The sequence below is a fragment of the Microcoleus sp. FACHB-SPT15 genome (genome assembly GCF_014849525.1).
Lineage (GTDB): Bacteria > Cyanobacteriota > Cyanobacteriia > Cyanobacteriales > Coleofasciculaceae > Symplocastrum > Symplocastrum torsivum.
The window spans coordinates 44,835-60,805 of sequence record NZ_JACJNU010000054.1 but is presented as its reverse complement, the minus strand read 5'-3'; the positions used below and the strand labels follow the sequence as shown (position 1 = coordinate 60,805).

General features: G+C 45.5%; 17 protein-coding genes. 6 read left to right on the top strand and 11 right to left on the bottom strand.

Going from position 1 to position 15,971, the window contains the following annotated elements; all coding sequences use genetic code 11:
* Positions 1 to 61: 61 nt before the first annotated feature.
* The 4 genes from H6F98_RS34490 to H6F98_RS21595 all read right to left on the bottom strand — a co-directional run bounded on the left by H6F98_RS34490 (position 62) and on the right by H6F98_RS21595 (position 2,091).
* On the bottom strand, positions 62 to 442 hold the full coding sequence (locus H6F98_RS34490; protein WP_192220774.1) for a DUF4365 domain-containing protein: 381 nt from the start codon (positions 440 to 442) through the stop codon (positions 62 to 64).
* On the bottom strand, positions 442 to 645 hold the full coding sequence (locus H6F98_RS21605; RefSeq protein ID WP_192220781.1) for a DUF433 domain-containing protein: 204 nt from the start codon (positions 643 to 645) through the stop codon (positions 442 to 444). Before H6F98_RS21605 ends, H6F98_RS34490 begins: the two co-directional genes overlap by 1 nt.
* Positions 646 to 781: 136 nt before the next feature.
* Complete coding sequence (locus H6F98_RS21600) at positions 782 to 1,069, bottom strand: DUF433 domain-containing protein (protein ID WP_192220773.1); 288 nt, start codon at positions 1,067 to 1,069, stop codon at positions 782 to 784.
* Positions 1,070 to 1,188: 119 nt separating this feature from the next.
* Positions 1,189 to 2,091: a restriction endonuclease gene (locus tag H6F98_RS21595; RefSeq protein WP_192220772.1), complete on the bottom strand. Its 903-nt coding sequence runs from the start codon at positions 2,089 to 2,091 to the stop codon at positions 1,189 to 1,191.
* A gap of 354 nt (positions 2,092 to 2,445) precedes the next feature.
* On the opposite strand from H6F98_RS21595, the gene H6F98_RS21585 reads away from it, so the two are divergent.
* A complete protein-coding gene (locus tag H6F98_RS21585) occupies positions 2,446 to 3,363 on the top strand; it encodes an alpha/beta fold hydrolase (RefSeq protein WP_192220771.1) in 918 nt (305 codons plus the stop codon).
* A 296-nt stretch (positions 3,364 to 3,659) separates the two neighbouring features.
* On the opposite strand, the gene H6F98_RS21575 is transcribed toward H6F98_RS21585, so the two are convergent.
* From H6F98_RS21575 to H6F98_RS21560, 4 genes are all read right to left on the bottom strand, one after another.
* Positions 3,660 to 3,881 carry a hypothetical protein gene (locus H6F98_RS21575; protein WP_192220769.1) on the bottom strand — a complete coding sequence of 74 codons (222 nt, stop codon included), beginning with the start codon at positions 3,879 to 3,881 and terminating at the stop codon, positions 3,660 to 3,662.
* 406 nt (positions 3,882 to 4,287) lie between these two features.
* Complete coding sequence (locus tag H6F98_RS21570) at positions 4,288 to 5,700, bottom strand: LCP family protein (RefSeq protein WP_192220768.1); 1,413 nt, start codon at positions 5,698 to 5,700, stop codon at positions 4,288 to 4,290.
* A 393-nt stretch (positions 5,701 to 6,093) separates the two neighbouring features.
* Complete coding sequence (locus tag H6F98_RS21565) at positions 6,094 to 6,468, bottom strand: hypothetical protein (protein ID WP_192220767.1); 375 nt, start codon at positions 6,466 to 6,468, stop codon at positions 6,094 to 6,096.
* Positions 6,469 to 6,679: 211 nt separating this feature from the next.
* Positions 6,680 to 7,801, bottom strand: a complete 1,122-nt coding sequence (locus tag H6F98_RS21560; RefSeq protein WP_192220766.1) for a peptidoglycan-binding domain-containing protein — start codon at positions 7,799 to 7,801, stop codon at positions 6,680 to 6,682.
* Positions 7,802 to 7,948: 147 nt separating this feature from the next.
* Between H6F98_RS21560 and H6F98_RS21555 the strand changes: the two genes are divergently transcribed.
* Positions 7,949 to 8,143: a hypothetical protein gene (locus H6F98_RS21555; RefSeq protein WP_192220765.1), complete on the top strand. Its 195-nt coding sequence runs from the start codon at positions 7,949 to 7,951 to the stop codon at positions 8,141 to 8,143.
* Between the two features lie 59 nt (positions 8,144 to 8,202).
* Here the strand turns inward: H6F98_RS21555 and H6F98_RS21550 are convergent, their stop codons facing one another.
* Positions 8,203 to 9,576, bottom strand: a complete 1,374-nt coding sequence (locus tag H6F98_RS21550; RefSeq protein ID WP_192220764.1) for an ATP-binding protein — start codon at positions 9,574 to 9,576, stop codon at positions 8,203 to 8,205.
* Positions 9,577 to 9,649: 73 nt separating this feature from the next.
* Here H6F98_RS21550 and H6F98_RS21545 point away from each other — a divergent pair, with 73 nt between their 5' ends.
* From H6F98_RS21545 to H6F98_RS21530, 4 genes are all read left to right on the top strand, one after another.
* The gene (locus H6F98_RS21545; RefSeq protein ID WP_192220763.1) at positions 9,650 to 10,324 is read left to right on the top strand and encodes a response regulator transcription factor; all 675 of its coding nucleotides are present in this window, start codon (positions 9,650 to 9,652) and stop codon (positions 10,322 to 10,324) included.
* A 165-nt stretch (positions 10,325 to 10,489) separates the two neighbouring features.
* Positions 10,490 to 11,470, top strand: a complete 981-nt coding sequence (locus H6F98_RS21540) for a cupin-like domain-containing protein (RefSeq protein WP_192220762.1) — start codon at positions 10,490 to 10,492, stop codon at positions 11,468 to 11,470.
* A 28-nt stretch (positions 11,471 to 11,498) separates the two neighbouring features.
* Positions 11,499 to 11,915 (top strand): 2OG-Fe(II) oxygenase, encoded by a 417-nt coding sequence (locus tag H6F98_RS21535; protein WP_192220779.1) that lies wholly within the window; start codon positions 11,499 to 11,501, stop codon positions 11,913 to 11,915.
* Between the two features lie 86 nt (positions 11,916 to 12,001).
* Positions 12,002 to 13,336: a hemolysin family protein gene (locus H6F98_RS21530; protein WP_192220761.1), complete on the top strand. Its 1,335-nt coding sequence runs from the start codon at positions 12,002 to 12,004 to the stop codon at positions 13,334 to 13,336.
* A gap of 106 nt (positions 13,337 to 13,442) precedes the next feature.
* On the opposite strand, the gene H6F98_RS21525 is transcribed toward H6F98_RS21530, so the two are convergent.
* Both H6F98_RS21525 and H6F98_RS21520 read right to left on the bottom strand, forming a co-directional pair.
* Positions 13,443 to 15,551, bottom strand: coding sequence for an S-layer homology domain-containing protein (locus H6F98_RS21525; protein ID WP_192220760.1), 2,109 nt, complete (start codon positions 15,549 to 15,551; stop codon positions 13,443 to 13,445).
* A 210-nt stretch (positions 15,552 to 15,761) separates the two neighbouring features.
* The gene (locus tag H6F98_RS21520; protein WP_192220759.1) at positions 15,762 to 15,932 is read right to left on the bottom strand and encodes a hypothetical protein; all 171 of its coding nucleotides are present in this window, start codon (positions 15,930 to 15,932) and stop codon (positions 15,762 to 15,764) included.
* Between the last annotated feature and the right edge of the window lie 39 nt (positions 15,933 to 15,971).

The following is a 15,971-nucleotide window of genomic DNA, read 5'->3' as shown; positions in this document are numbered from 1 at the left end:
AAATTCTCCCCTCCAAGCTTGATTATTACGTCAATTGAACGTTCGATTCGCACGGGTGCCATTATCTCTCAAACCGTCTTACAGCAAGCATTTCGCATTTACGGATAGGTCTAATGTAACCTTGCTCTCCTGGCTCATCAATACCGACAATATAAGTTGGGGCGGGATAAGCAGCAAGGCGCTTCATGTCAGTGGCAGTGACTTGAACTTTTAGCCGATGCTCCCTCTGAGTGTATCCTTCAGATGTTGACTTAACTTGTACAAAGAAAAAGGGAATTAAAGACTCCTCATGAAAGAGTTCTACATGAAAGTCTATAGTTCGCTTCTTTTCCCCAAGAAATCGTGGATGCTCGAATAAATAGCCACGAGTGGGATGTTTACGGGTTATGAGAACCCGGAAAATAGATTCGCCACGTTCTCCGATAACTTCTCTTACGTCCACTAATTCTCACGATCTGCGGCAAAAGCAAGACAAGCTTTGATGTCTTCGGAGGTGAGTTCAGAAAAGTCTTCCAGAATCTCTTGTTGGGTCATTCCGCTTGCAAGATATTTTAATATGTCGTACACCGTGATTCGCATTCCTCGAATGCAGGGTTTACCGCTGCGTTTGCCCGGTTCAATTGTAATGATGTCGCGGTAGTCTATGAATCGTTAGTGAAATACGTTGATGTGCATCCATAGTATCGCCGTAGAGTAACCGTTTCATCGCAAAGCGTTCTTGGACGCTATCAAGCAATGGAAACAGCAGGGGAATCTTCATCGATAAATAATCAAATCAGACTCATCCCAGTTGTCCCATCTCGGCAGCAAGTCGCTCGTAATCTGCTTTCTCAGCAGTCAGGTAAGCTTCAATTTCTTCTCGGTTGGCATGGTAATAGGTCAAAGCTGCATAAACCTGAGCTAAGGTCAGATTACCCATCCGCTCGACGATTTCTTCTGCATTTAGTCCCATCTTGCACCAAGCTGCAATCCGCTGAACAGAAACCCCGGTGACAGCAATCCGAGGACGACCGCCGCAAATTCCCGGTGTGCGGACAATCAGTGTGCCAATGTCGATAACAGATTGCATAAACTTTACTGGAAGTACGTTTTGCTTTCATCAGAGCCAAGCAAGATGAAACTGCTTCCGCTTGGCTCTGAGTAACTTTGAAAAGACAACGCTTATGTGTACATTAATATGTGTACTTTTTACAATTCAAAGGATCGAAGCTGACCCACTCTTTGCCATTCTTCTTCAGTCATCGCACGTAATACCTTTTGAGCAATGACAATAAAGATATATTTCATCTCGCCATAGGCTTCGTCGGTGTAAGTATGATACCCTCCTTCACGAATTTGATTCATGAATGCAAAGAGTTTGGTTAAAAACTCTGTTGGAATAACTAAAACGGAAATCTCAAGCCACCCTGTAATTGAGTCTTTTCCTGCATATCGATTTGATAAAATTTCATCACATCTCCCTTTGCAGGCACAAAAGACTTTTGTTGTCTTTTTCTGACTCCCATCAAAACTAGAAATAAGAATTAGATTTCCAGAGAGGTGTTCAGTAAACAACTCTTGCAAAAGGTCTTTGTCACAGTAGGCACACCTAAGGGGAATGTATTCACTAGATAGTAAGTGTATTGGTTTTATACGCTTATAAGACTCCGGAAAGTACCTCATCAATAAAGATGAGTAACCTGCTGTTACTAGCCTGTTCTCAACTTCTCGATAATCAAAAATTTTGTAGTCTTTAATATCTTGACTAGCTCTAAGTTGCTCTAATCGATGGTTAAGACCTGATGATGCAAGTGTAGAGTAAACACCAATGAAACCATCTGCCTTAAAGCCTCGAACACGTTCCAAAAGATTCTGTTCATCATTTTCAGTGACAGAACGACGTGAGTGAGCGAAATGTTTACAACTGACAAGCCAACGCAAGCGCATATTGGCTATCTCACCAGAAATTGTTTCAGTTACTAGCAAATCACGACCATGATCTGAACCGCGATCTGGAGGTGTCTCAATATGTAAACCTATCGCTTGTAAAAAATCTCTAGAAAATAATTCCCAGTCATCTCGATCATATGGAATCTCAGTGAAGTCAATCATTAGCAAACAATTTGCACGTTTCCATACACTTTGATAGTAAATAGGCTACAACATTTGTTTCAAGGAAATACCCTGATCTAGGCATGAGACAGTTAGAGCCAATCAGCCGCCCGTGTCATTGCTGTTCGGACTGATCGCGATCGCAATCTCCTCCAGCATCTAGTCCAAGGGGAAACTCCCACACCGCAAGACAAAGCCGTATTGCGAAAACTGGAGCGCAAAGAGATTTTGGAGAAAACAGAATCTGGCTACCGCTTTCAAGTGCCTTTAGTCCAGAACTATGTCGAACAGGTGGTAGAAGAGGAAGAGTAAGCTATTTTTGTTACAAAATATAAAGTAGCACGTTCAACATTCATGACTCTTTCTTCTTCCATCCCCCCAACCAACGAGAACACCAAGACGAAAACCTGGACTTGGCGAGGTTTCCCAATTGTTTATCAAACCCAAGGTGACAAAGGACCAGCCGTTGTCATGGTGCATGGATTTGGAGCGTCTTGGGGACACTGGCGCAAGAATCTACCTGTACTGGGAGAAAACTGTAAGTGTTATGCGATTGACTTGATTGGCTTCGGTGCTTCTGCTAAGCCAACTCCAGGTATTGAAGTGGAGTACACCTTTGAAACTTGGGGGCAGCAAGTAGCAGATTTCTGCCGGGAAGTAGTTGGTGAACCCGTTTTTTTGGTTGGAAATTCTATTGGCTGTATTGTGGCGCTACAAGCTGCCGTTGATCATCCGGATATCGCCTTAGGAGTAGCCATGCTCAACTGTTCCCTGCGACTCCTGCATGACAAGAAACGTGCTGCACTACCTTGGCATAGGCGTGTCGGGGCACCAGCAGTACAATCGCTACTCAGTATCAAGTGGATTGGTCAGTTATTTTTTGGTCAGCTTGCTAAACCAAAGGTCGTCCGAAAAATTCTTATGCAAGCGTACCGCCATCCTGAAATGGTGACAGACGAATTGGTTGATTTGCTGATGGCACCTGCTGCTGATATTGGGGCTGTAGATGTCTTTATTGCTTTTACGCGCTATTCTTCTGGTCCCTTGGCGGAAGAACTTTTACCTCGCCTTGCTTGCCCTGCTGTGTTTTTATGGGGAACAGAGGACCCTTGGGAACCTGTTGAACTGGGGAAAGAGTTGGCTAATTTCTCGAAGGTAGAAGCGTTTATTCCTTTAGAGGGCTTAGGTCATTGTCCTCAAGATGAGGCACCAGAAATTGTCAATCCAATCTTGCAAAATTGGATTTTGCGGCATTCTGTTGCTCAGTCATAACTATTAAAATTTATTTTCAATAGTCTTGTTCTCTGTAGACAGTCATCCCTTTAACTTTGCCCCTGTGATGAATTTGCGTCCACTATGTAAAGCCCAGGGAACTGATACAAAAGCACCAACCTTACCCGCGTGCTCTCCCAGGGGATTAAAGCATTGAAAATGGTAGCCTTGGTCGTTGCTGAAGACAACTAACAGCCAACCCTCGAAGGTTTCCAGATGATTAAGCATAAACGGGTTCAAAATACTATTGAAGAGTAAAATCATTTTTTAGACTCAATAGTATTCGTTGTACGCTCTCAACGGAACCGTATTGACATCAATCCTAGTATGGGTGCTGATTTGGCAATGTGACTCCGTCTAAGCCACAAAGCCTGTACTGTCATTCGATCAGGACATTCAATAATTAGCTCTAGACCGCGTAGTCCTAATCGACACTGTTGCAACATCTTCCGATGAGGTAACTTTTGATGCTTGAGGAAAAGAGCGATCGCTCTCTGGCTAAATGCGGTGTAGTCCATACTCAACTCGACTTTTACATTGTTTAAAATTTGAGTTCCAGTGCGATCGCTTGACCAAAAAACGAGACATTAGCAAGGTAGCCAATGAATTAAAGAGTAAAAATACTTAAGTTATTAGATATATTGTAGGTAAAATATAAATCAAGAAGTTTAGTCGCTTGCCTAAGCCACTAACTTTTTGTTCGCTGGTTTATCAACCACTTGTCATCCGAGAGAAGAACCAGGGCAGAGGTGATTATTCAACCTTCTGCCCTCAACTTTACTGTTGTATATCATTCAAGAATTATACCAACTTATTGAGAGATGATCGCAATTATTTTTAGCTCTATTGTCCTCAAGACTACTCAGCAGAAGTAGCAGCCGTTTAGCCACCAAGTTTGGGTGACTAAACGAAGCAATCAACGTCTTAGAAATTGAGCAAACCCTTTTCCGAAGAAGCTTGCTTTTGTAGCCAGTCTTGACCTAGCTGAATAGTGACATCCGAATCCAGACTGCCGGTACTTTCAACGCGCACCTCTCCAAATCCCAAGGATTTACGGATAGTCTCAGCACTGCTGCCGTCTCCCTGTTGCGCGACGATACGAGTGACACGCAACGGTTCCTTCCATGCCTCATCAACATAGACATTTGGATAGCCAGCCTCTCGAAGTTGGCTGACTAAAGATTCAACAGCACTTGGATCATCGGTACTATCTTGAATCGCTACACGCAAATAGCTTAGGTCAGTATTGCGATCGCCACCATACCCTTGGTCAAAGTGAGTCGCCATCATCTGCTCGATTCGGCGATGGTCTGGTAGCCAGTAACTGACCTCACTATGCCCAGTTCCGCTAAACCGCCCTGGTACCATCAGCATTTGTACATTCGACCGATTCGTCTTAGTACCAAAACCGACTAAGGCAACTAGCTCCTCGACCGTTAAGTTCGTGTCAATATGAGACTGAATAACTGAGAGGATTTTTGGCATTCGAGCCAAAGTCGTGGGATTGAGAGCTTGTTCCATAAGCGCTCTCATCAGAGTTTGCTGACGCTGCACCCGACCAACATCACCATACTTGTCGTAGCGGAACCGCAAAAACTGCATGGCTTGTTCGCCATTTAAGTGCTGTCTGCCTTCCTTGAGGTCGATGTAGAGGTGCTGAGAGTCGTCTTTGTACTTCATGTCCTTTGGGACATAGACAGTAACCCCACCTAAAGCATCCACCAGTTTTTCGACACCTTGTACATTGACGCGGATGTAACGGTCAATCCCAACCCCTTCAAGGAGTTCACTTGCTGCCTTCGCCGTCAGCGCTGGCCCTCCGTGGTAGTTGGCAGCATTGATTTTAGTAATGCCATGCCCCTCTACATAGGTACGAGTATCGCGAGGAATGGACAGAACATTGAGCTTTTCTGCCTCTGGGTCAAACCGAAGGAGAAGCATCGTATCGGAAAGCCCATCAAAAGAGTTGACTAGGGCGTGGTAGCCCACATCTTCTTCTGGAGGACTCGGTAAGTCAGAGGTGAGTACTTTAGTTCCTAAAATCAGGATGTTGACTGGTCGAGTCAGCTCTGGAAGCCGCATACTACTGCGAGAGATACTCCCACCCTTGCTAAAAATAGCGGCTTCATCTGGGCTAAGTTTACTTTGTAGTAAGGGCGTACTGGACAGGGATACCGCTAGCAAGGCTCCTGCTGTGGCGGACAACATTGCCACGCCAGTAAAGCCCAACCAAAGCCAGAGCCAATGCCCTTGCTTGACCTTCAAAGGCGTTTTCCGACCAGGGTTAGTCGTTTGTTGCCCCGGACTGGATTTGTCGTAAGTTTTTCGAGCTGCCACTTGGCTTCCTCACACACGTGCAATTTAAGGATGGGAATTTAGAAAAGATAACTCACCAATGTACTAATGCTTCACCCTGAGCCTGATACAAAGTGTTTAATCAAGAACACTCATAGCAGTTTTTTGGACAGTTTGCTGCTTATACCAGGGAATTACTCAGCAAAGAGGTACAACTGAATATAACTTGTTGCTTTGGGGACTGGGAACTAGTGAGGCGTTAGCTGGGTAAGATTTCCCAGTTTCTCTACTCTCTATCCCCAATTACTCAAACTAACTAGGCTAAGACCCATCACCCTGCGCGAGATAGAGTTTGAGCAATCGACGCTTTGATAGATGCATCAACACTGCCTCACCACGGGGGCAGCCAATGCCGAAATGCTTAGAAGCTTTAACTTAAGATAAATGCTTACGCACGGTTCCTTCAGCAACACGGCTGATCCCTGGTAAGCGCGGTGACCGACGTTGCCACAGACGCACCATTAACCAAACACTCACTAAGAAGTAACCCGAAGTGAGCAGGGTATTCATAAATAACAGGCGTAGTGTCCAGAACTCTGAGAACGGCACCCCTGCTGATAATAAAATGTAACTGACCAACCAACCAAAAGCCAAGGTAACAGACAGACGACTTACAGCTTGTTGTTCCCGACTACCTTGACGACAGTAAAGCGTCCAGAGGGCAGGAAAAAAGCCAAGTACTGGAATAAGGTAGATATACAGTTGTAGGTGCTGAAGCTTTGGATTGTCTAACGGGTCAAGCTCTTTCATTAGAATCAGGGCTTAAGGCTTAGGGTTGGAGGCTATATATCTTACACAACTTCAGTCTCTTGTCCTTCTTTATGATGACATTTTTGGTGGAGTCTGTCGGTAAACGGCTTAAGTGAAGCGATCGCACCCTATTTTTTCTCAAGACAAAGTGCGATCTGCGCTTCGCAGCAGCGCTTCGCTATCGCGAGTAAAATCTCTACTCTCAATGTTCTTAGCTCATTCCCAGAGCCTTCCAAGTTTGTTGACCAACAATCCCATCCGCTACCAAATCATTTGCCTTCTGGAATGATCTAACAGCCGACTTTGTGCCTAAGCCAAAAACACCATCAATTGTGCCAGGGTTAAATCCCTTATCTTTCAACCGTTGTTGCAGTTGCTTAACTAGGGGACCACTTGAGCCTTCTTTTAAGAGTTGTGCTGAGCCACCTGTACCTTGGCTATCTATCAGATCCTGCCCGTAAATCACCGTTGTGTAGAAGACGTAACGGTCATTTAGCTGATAGCGTTGATCTTTTTTAATCAGGCTCATAAATTCCCGATGTCCCTGACGGGTACGTCCAACTAAGCAACCCGCACTAGCAAAGTAGACGTTTGTGTAGGGTAAGTCGTAGCCCCAGTGCTGATTGATCGCAAAGTATCCCGTATCCAGCTTGTCACTAGAGCGTTGGTAATCTTTATTCAAGTCCCTATGAACACTAAGCTCACCGCCAGTCTGTACAAGCCCCTCATGACGGTCAGAGGTTCCGTGAATTCCTACCTGCCAAGCTTTATACTGACCAAACTTGATTCTGGCTGCCCCGCCTGGGTTCATTGGACGCTCAGTGTAGCGGTTGCCTGGTTCAGTCGTGGCTTCCCAATTGCCGATAATCGCCGGAACACCATCAAGAATTTGAATGACCAGCCGACGGTCATTGAACTGGTTGGGAGTATCCTTGTTGAGGGTACCATCAGCATTCATTCCCTCAATGTAGACAATGTTGTATTGTCTAATTCCTTGAAAAATCTGGTAACCTTTAGCTTGCATATACCTAATGATGCGGCTTGCCAAGTCGTTACCTAGCTTGAGTTCAGGGGTTGGTATATTTTCTGGCTTGGTTTCGATTAGCTTTTCGGCAGTGACGGCACCGAGCAGTTCTGGCTCGTTACACTTCATCAGGGTTTGGAATTGCTTAAGGGCAGCTACTGAGATCGGACCAAACTTACCATCTGCTGGTGGATCTAAAAGTCCAAAGGTGATTAGCCGACTTTGGATTTGGGTAGCAAGCTCTTTATCAGAGGCAATGCCTTCCATTGTGTATTTCAGGTTTTTTTCGAGAAAGTCTTGCAGCTTCATGATGCTTTTACAGTGGTGTTGGTATGGGAGATGACTTCAGTATCTTGATCATCCAATCCGGATTTTCTGGTTCTCTTGCGATCACACCCTACCCGACATCAGGCAAGAGTGATCGCGTTAGTACTAACTTTCTACTAATAAGGTTTTATGAGTACTCAAGTGAACTTCATCCTCAAAGTTTTAATCTTCTCAGGAGGAATATCAACTTTGATTAAGTATGGTGGTTCTAGCTTGCCTGTTGAGGCAACTGCTGTTAATGCACTGATTGCAATAGTGACACCTACGATTGTTTTAGCGATCGCACTTTTGTGGCGGGCTTGGAATTATCGGCAGCTTAATTAAGCTACATTGGGCTGGCTTAAGGTAACCTTATTCAACTGAAAATCGCTATAACCGTGTAGTCATGTTGAAACAATCGCCTGGGGAATAGTAACAGTAAATGTTGTTCCAACTCCGAGTTCGCTGTTGACCGTAATTGCTCCACCCTGTAAATCCAAGCATTTCTTTACCACTGCCAATCCTAATCCTGTTCCCAGAATTGCTTTAGCATTACTCCCTCGACTGAATGGTTCATATAATTGGGCAAGATTCTCAGATGGAATGCCAATACCTTCATCTCGCACCTGAAAACTGACTCTCTCTGGCTCACAGATGAGCGTGAAGTGTACTGGGCTATCGGGCAAAGAATATTTGATAGCATTTGATAACAAATTACTGAGAATAGAGTAGAGCAGTTTTTCATCGACATAGGCATGTAAACAACTACCTTTATCGGTAAATTTGAGCGAACACTTTGACTCACTAAATAGCTGAAAATCTTCTACTAAATTAAGACAAAACGTTTGCATTTCTAACCAGTCTGGACTGTATTCTAGTTTTCCTGCATCTGCTCTTGCCAAAGTCAAAATGTCACTGAGCAACTGAGTAATCATCTTTGCAGATGATTGAATTCGGTACAGGTTTTTTAATTTATTAGGTTCAACTTGATGCTTTATGCTTTCTCCTAACAATTGAGCCGAGCCTAGAATTAAACTGAGGGGAGTGCGAAATTCATGAGACACCATTGAGAAAAGTTGAAGTTTGAGTTCGCTCAATTCTTTTTCCTGAACTAGCTTTCTTTGGAAGGCTTCGGCTTGCTGTCGTCTCAGCATCTGCCGATACAATATGACAAACACGCTGGAGAGAATACCAAAAGTCAGGACTGTACCAACTGGCTCAATGAGCATTCTCATTTGTAAATTGGCTTGAGCTTCCTCAACTTGAATTTCAAGGAGTTCTTCCTCCTTTGTTTCTAGCTCTGAAATAATTTTACGGATTTCGTCTAAGTTTTCTTTTGTTCGTTTGATTAAGGGGTCAGTTGAAACAATCTGAGATTGTCTACCTTGATAGGTTTCGATTGACTGTTGAAATAATTTCACTCGCTCGGCAATTAAATCTTCTAACTGATCGAGGCGCTGTTTTTGAATTGGAGTATCGGCTAAAGGTTGTCGGAGCTTATCAAAAATATCATCTAAACTTTTAACGGCAGCATTATATTCATCTAGTTCTTTGCGATCGCCAAAGAGAATATAGCCCCATCGCCTTGATTCTGCCTCGGTAAGTGCCGCCGAAATATCCGTTAATACATCTAAAAGCTCGTTAGTCTGCCTTACTTGATTCGCGCTTTCCACCAACTGTGCAGCATTCTGGTGCGAAGTCACACTGAGCGTGCCCATCAGCATCAAGACTAGCGCAAATCCGCCAATTGCCCACTTTCCTTCGCTTGACCACCTCATACCAAGTTGCTACTGGAGTCTAACTTGCAATTAATAATTTAGAGTGTAACTTCCCAGTGATTCTGAGACTGAAATGCGAATTTTAGTTGTAGAGGATGACGTGCAGATAGCCGATATGCTTACTGAGGCACTGACAAACCGTCACTACCAGGTTGATGTTGCCCATGATGGGGAAATCGCATGGAACTGGATTGAGGCATTTGAGTATAACTTGATTTTGCTAGATATTACGCTCCCTAGAATGAGCGGCATTCGCCTCTGTCAACAATTACGCGATCGCAACTGGGGCATTCCAGTTCTAATGCTCACTGCTCGTGACACCATTGCCGATAAGATTATCGGTTTGGATGCTGGGGCAGATGACTATATGGTGAAGCCCTTTGACTTAGATGAGTTAATGGCTAGGGTTCGCGCCCTACTCCGGCGAGGCGGTTCTGCAACTAAACCAAGCTTTGGCTGGGGAGATCTCCGGTTAAACTCTGTCACCTACGAAGTCACTTACAGAAACCAACCCATCACACTGACACCCAAAGAATATGCACTTCTGGAATTGTTAGTCCTCAATGGTCGCCGGGTGCTAGGACGGCTGGGCATTATCGAGCGGTTGTGGACAATCGACGATTCTCCCACAGAGGAAGCCGTCAAGTTTCACATCAAGACCTTACGTCAAAAACTTCGAGCCGTTGGTGCGTCAGAGGACTTTATTGAAACCGTACATGGTTTGGGATATCGAATGAAACAACTCTAAATCTCCCGAAATCCTCCCGAAATTCTTCCGAAACTCTCCCGTCTAAGAAGTAAATTTATCGAATTGGAGCCTATAAAAATCTAACGGAGGTGAGCAGCGAGACAGCTAACAATTCTAGATGAAGATACCCACCAGGAATTGCCATGCTACTGTATCGCTCAGTCTATGAAGGTTAAAAACCATCAGGAAGAAGTTAGACAGCCAGCTCTCGATACTTTACCGCCACCAATAGAACGAGTCCATATCTCGTCCTTGAGACCAGAAGAATTTGTTGAACACTATCAACGCAAAGGTATACCAGTTATCATCAAGGGTTTGCTCGATCGCGAACCAGACTGGAATCTTCACTACCTCTGCCAACATATAGGGAACCAAGAATTTCCAATTCGATATTACGGGCGAGAGCGATACAAGCAAGATAAGCGGCAGTGGACGAGTTCCGGCAGTGGTGTAGAAGCTCGCACCCTGCTGTTTTCTGAGTATGCTGAAATGCTGAGGAGTGGAGAAGCCTACGAGCAAGATGCCTATTTAGCTCGGTGTTCTCTTCAAGATACGTCACTAGCAGATGCATCGACATTGAGACGTGCAGAAGCATGGCTTAGGCTCAGATTGCCTGCAACCTCCCTTAATCTTTGGGTCGGTTCAGGAGGGCATACCTCTTGCCTTCACTACGATCCAATGGACGGTGTCTTGATGCAACTGCACGGAGCCAAGAAAATCCTGTTGTTCCCTCCACCCCACACGTACAACCTCTACCCCATTCCTGTTCTCAAGCAACTCCGCTACGGTTTGCAACTGCGGGCTGTATATAGCCAAGTCTATCCAGAGCATCCCAATTTCAACGCATTTCCAAAATTTAGACAAGCCCTTCCCCATCGCCAAGAAGGTATTCTCAACAGAGGAGAAATTCTCTTCATACCAGCAGGTTGGTGGCATGAGGTGACAGCATTGGGCAACGGAATCGTTTGCTCTGTGAACCGATTCTGGAATGTTTTTCCAGTTTCGCGGGCGATGTGTTCCTGGAACAAGTGGCGAGCGCACTTAGGGGGCGTATTGGCTGCACCTCATATTGGGTGGCATTTCTTGACAGCACTAACCAGCAGTAACCATCACAGAGAACTCAGCAAGTTAGTGCAAAGGTTGTAAACGTTATGGTAGCTTTGAGCGCCATGTTATCGCCTGTTATGAATCGGAGAATCAGGGATTTTTCAACCGACATCGAGACAACACCACCAAAGGCACAGCCCATCGACGTTTTGCCATGACGCTCAATCTCAACACGGGAGAATACGAAGGAGGGTGTTTGTGGTTCCCGGAGTATGGAACTCGGCTATTTCGTCCAGGAGTGGGAGAAGCCGTAATTTTCTCCTGTTCTCTGCTACATGAAGTTACTCCTGTCACCCGTGGCAGACGATTTGCGCTACTTTCCTTCTTCTATAACGATGAGGCTGAGGCTGCCCGCGTTCGAGAGCAAAATCGGAAGTACCTTGCCTCGAATGAGCATCAAGCCACTACCGCTACCAAAACGAAATCAAAATTCGACAAACCATCTGTGGGCTTTCAGCCTACTTCCAGAAAAAAGCCGCGCTAAAGATGCAAGAAAAAGCCATATTGCTCCTAGTAGCCGCTAGTATTTGGAGGTTTGATGCAGAGTTGATTTACCTAAATAAGTAGAAAATGTCTTCCACTGCCTTTGAAATTTTTCTAGTTCTTCTATTGATTATCGCCAACGGCATCTTCTCAGGCTCTGAAATTGCGATCATTTCGGCTCGTAAAGTTCGACTGGAGCAGCAAGCCAGCCAAGGCAATAAAAAGGCAAGGGCAGCGTTGAAACTAGCAAATTCCCCCAACAATTTTCTCTCCGCCGTTCAGATTGGCATTACGCTGATTGGAATTTTGAGCGGTGCAGTGGGAGGAGCAACATTAGCATCCCGAATGAAAGCGCTGTTGGATTTGGTTCCACCCCTTCGACCTTACAGCGAACCCTTGAGTATCGGAATTGTAGTGACGTTGATTACATATCTGTCTTTGGTCATTGGTGAACTGGCACCTAAGCGGATTGCTCTCAACAACCCAGAGAAAATTGCCTGCAACGTTGCCAAGCCGATGAGTTGGTTGGCAAAACTCACGGCTCCACTAGTCCATCTACTCGGTGTGTCAACAGAGATGGTGCTTAAGGTGCTGGGTATCCGGGCAACAGAAGAGCAACCTGTGACGGAAGAAGAAATCAAAGTCTTGATCGAACAAGGAGCAAGGGCAGGGCTGTTTGAGGTGGCAGAACAGGAGATGGTGTCGCGGGTGTTTCGGTTGGGCGATCGCTCGGTCAAATTCCTCATGACTCCGCGAGTCGAGATTGTCTGGCTGGATGTGGAAGCGTCTCTGGAAGAAAACCAGCAATTGATACGGGAAAGTCCCTATTCCCGTTTTCCATTCGCAAGAGATAACCTCGACAACTGCATCGGGATTATATCTGTGAAAGAGGTTTGGGAGGCAGGTTTATCGAGTGAACCGCTCGATTTGAGAACACTTGTACAGCCTGCATTGTTTATCCCCGAAAATACACCAGCACTTAATGTTTTAGAACAGTTCCGGCAGTCGAGCAATCACATGGCGCTGGTAACCGATGAATATGGCAGCATTGAAGGGCTGCTTACCTTGAGCGATTTAATGGCAGCGATCGTGGGCAATCTGCCTAATGAAGATGACTCTGACGATCCCCAAGTGATTCGACGGGAAGATGGCTCTTGGCTGTTGGACGGACTATTATCAATTGATGAATTGAAAGAGGTGCTACAACGAGACTCCTTCCCCTTAGAACAAGAGGTGAACTATCACACGTTAGGTGGGTTAGCGATCGCGCTTTTTGGACGGATTCCCACTAGCGGAGATTATCTTGAGGTTGATGGTCTGCGGTTTGAAGTAGTAGATATGGATGGCAATCGGGTGGACAAGGTGTTGGTGATGCCTGTTCAACCGGACGGGCACGGAGGGTCATTAGTAGGCAATGAGTAACATAAAGCGCAGGATCAGACCATGAACTCATAAGGCTTCTAACGTTGGATTTGGATCAATAATTCTCCTACTCCCCGCTCCGTACTCCCGTTCTGAAGGAACTTGGTCAAGCAGAAACAATGTATGGAGACTCTATGGCGCTCATCTGCTTCGCATCGACCAAAGCTTGATAAACCATCGCCGCCACCTCAGCGCGAGTCGCGTCTTTAGTGGGATTGAGTTGCTTGAGTTGCGGGTGATTCACAACAATCTGCTTTTTCGTTGCCGTTGCAACTTCATCCTTAGCGTAGTCAGGAATTGAAGTGCGGTCATCGTAAGCTGCCAACACATTCGCATCACCTGCTGATAAGCCCAATCCACTCACTAAGGAAACAATCACTTGGACACGTTGAACCTCATCCTTGGGTCGGAAGGTGTTATTTGGGAAGCCTGAGAGGAATTGACCCCGATAGGCTTGTTGAATCACATCCTTTGCCCAAAAATCATCAGTGATGTCAGCGAATATTGTCGCCTCCCGTTTTGCTGTAGGGTTGAATGCCTTGACAATTAAGGCTGCATATTCTGCGCGGCTCATCTTGGCATCTGGTTTGAAGGTGCCATCACTAAAGCCGCTAATCAAGCCTTGGTTGACTAGAGCTGTGATAAAGTTAGCCGCCCAGTGACCTTGAATATCTTTGAACCCCACTGGCGGAGTTCCACCATCTGTACTCGCGCTGACGATATAGGGAGAGTTAATGGCACTCACCTGCTTGGCATCAACAAGAGATTGATAAACCATTGCGGCTACCTCAGCACGGGTAGCATCTTTGGTCGGGTTGAGTTGTTTGAGTTGTGGGTGATTAACAACAATCTGTTTTTTGGTTGCCGTTGCAACTTCATCCTTCGCATAGCTGGGAATCGCGTTGCGGTCATCGTAAGCGTTTAAGGCGTTGGCATCTGGTGTTGAGGTTAATCCCAGTCCACTTACCAGTGAAACAATTACTTGAACACGCTCAACATTATCATTCGGTCGAAAGGTGTTATTTGGGAAGCCGGACAGGAATTGACCGCGATAGGCTTGTTGAATTACATCCTTTGCCCAAAAATCAGCCGCGACATCGGTGAAGGTTGTGGCTGCTCGTTTTGCTGAAGGATTAAAGGCTTTGACGACTAATGCCGCATATTGCGCTCTGGTCATCTTGGCATCTGGCTTAAAGGTTCCATCACTAAATCCACTAATTAGCCCTTTGGCAAGCAATCCTTCAATAAAAGGCTTTGCCCAATGGGTTTGAATATCTTTGAAGCCTGTGGGTGGATTCTCCTCACCATCAGCGCCATCACCACCTGATGAACCACCACCATCGGCTATAGTGCCATCAATTTCAACTGGGCCTTTGACTTTTGAGGCAGTCAATTGATTACCGATTGAAATCAGCTTGGTACTGGTGGAATTGTTGACATCAAACTTTGCATTATCCCGCAGGGTGTTGCTGCCTGGGTCATTGCTTTTGCCTAAATCGGGTACAGCTTTACCTGTAACTGACAGACCATCTTCTGTGTTTTTTTCAATCAGGTTATTACGCAGGATGGGCTTAGCTTCACCAGAGATAATTATCCCATAGCGGTTTTCTGAGATTTTGTTATCAACTACCTTAGGAGCAGAGGTACCGTCAATGGTGATACCGGAACCCGCTTGTTTGCAAGTATTTCCTCTAATTTCGCCTTGGCTGTTACGGGTAATTGAAATGCCATTACCCTCGTTGTCGATGAATGCGTTATTGAGGATGGTTGGCTTGGCATCACCAGTTGTGAAGACACCCTCACGCTTGGAATTGCTGAAGGTACAGTTGGCAATAGTCGGGGCAGTCGATTCAACCCAGACGGCTGTGCCTCGTTTAGCCAGATTGGTAACACTTACTCCTCGGAGTTCAGCGGCATTGGCAAGCAAGATTGTCACATTTTGACCAGCTTGGGTGCGGCTATTGTACTCGCCACTTCCTTCAATCAAAATGCCATTGCCTTTGTTCCCTTCATTGCCAACAACTTTGACTCCAGAGGGAATGTCTAGGGGGAAGGTTTCGCCACTAGCCGCGTTATAGTTCCCGGCAGTGAGTTGAATGGTCGTGTCGGATTGGGCTTGACTCAGTGCTTTGGTAATCGTTTTGAAAGGAGCAGACTGACTGCCAGCAGCGCTATCACTGCCAGTTCCTGGGTTGACGAAAAGAGTTTGAGCCATGGTTAGAATTTCACAAAAGTTATAAACAAGGCAACAGGGCAAGCAATACGTGCTTTGACCTCTCTAACAGGCGCGACAAAAGGCTCCTCTAGTACTAAAGTTGCAGACAAGCAAAGATACTTAGCCCTAAGGTTGAGTGAGTTTTAGCAGCCCCAGATGTAAGATTTACAGAAATATTGATCATTTCTGGAAAGTCTTTCCAAATAGGCTCTAAGTAAGCTGCACTGTTTTGCCTATCTTTCCGTCCTTCAAGCTGAAAGGAGTATCCGGAAAGTCTCTAAAATCCTGGCTAACTAGCAATGCCAGCATAAGTCCAACTACCGCACTAGTAATGAGGGCTGTTGCCCCATCGTTGTGCCTGTTGTTACTGTAATTTTTCACAGTTTAGGCTCGCTCTTGGGCAGATGTCCATCAACCGAT

Bases quoted from the DNA above. Each gene is read 5' to 3' on its own strand.
- H6F98_RS21560 (WP_192220766.1), bottom strand. From the start codon at position 7,801: ATGAAGCTGCAAGACTTTCTCGAAAAAAACCTGAAATACACAATGGAA.
- H6F98_RS21595 (WP_192220772.1), bottom strand. From the start codon at position 2,091: ATGATTGACTTCACTGAGATTCCATATGATCGAGATGACTGGGAATTA.
- H6F98_RS21530 (WP_192220761.1), top strand. From the start codon at position 12,002: ATGTCTTCCACTGCCTTTGAAATTTTTCTAGTTCTTCTATTGATTATC.
- H6F98_RS21540 (WP_192220762.1), top strand. From the start codon at position 10,490: ATGAAGGTTAAAAACCATCAGGAAGAAGTTAGACAGCCAGCTCTCGAT.
- H6F98_RS21550 (WP_192220764.1), bottom strand. From the start codon at position 9,576: ATGAGGTGGTCAAGCGAAGGAAAGTGGGCAATTGGCGGATTTGCGCTA.
- H6F98_RS21555 (WP_192220765.1), top strand. From the start codon at position 7,949: ATGAGTACTCAAGTGAACTTCATCCTCAAAGTTTTAATCTTCTCAGGA.
- H6F98_RS21585 (WP_192220771.1), top strand. From the start codon at position 2,446: ATGACTCTTTCTTCTTCCATCCCCCCAACCAACGAGAACACCAAGACG.
- H6F98_RS21575 (WP_192220769.1), bottom strand. From the start codon at position 3,881: ATGGACTACACCGCATTTAGCCAGAGAGCGATCGCTCTTTTCCTCAAG.
- H6F98_RS21525 (WP_192220760.1), bottom strand. From the start codon at position 15,551: ATGGCTCAAACTCTTTTCGTCAACCCAGGAACTGGCAGTGATAGCGCT.
- H6F98_RS21565 (WP_192220767.1), bottom strand. From the start codon at position 6,468: ATGAAAGAGCTTGACCCGTTAGACAATCCAAAGCTTCAGCACCTACAA.
- H6F98_RS21600 (WP_192220773.1), bottom strand. From the start codon at position 1,069: ATGCAATCTGTTATCGACATTGGCACACTGATTGTCCGCACACCGGGA.
- H6F98_RS21545 (WP_192220763.1), top strand. From the start codon at position 9,650: ATGCGAATTTTAGTTGTAGAGGATGACGTGCAGATAGCCGATATGCTT.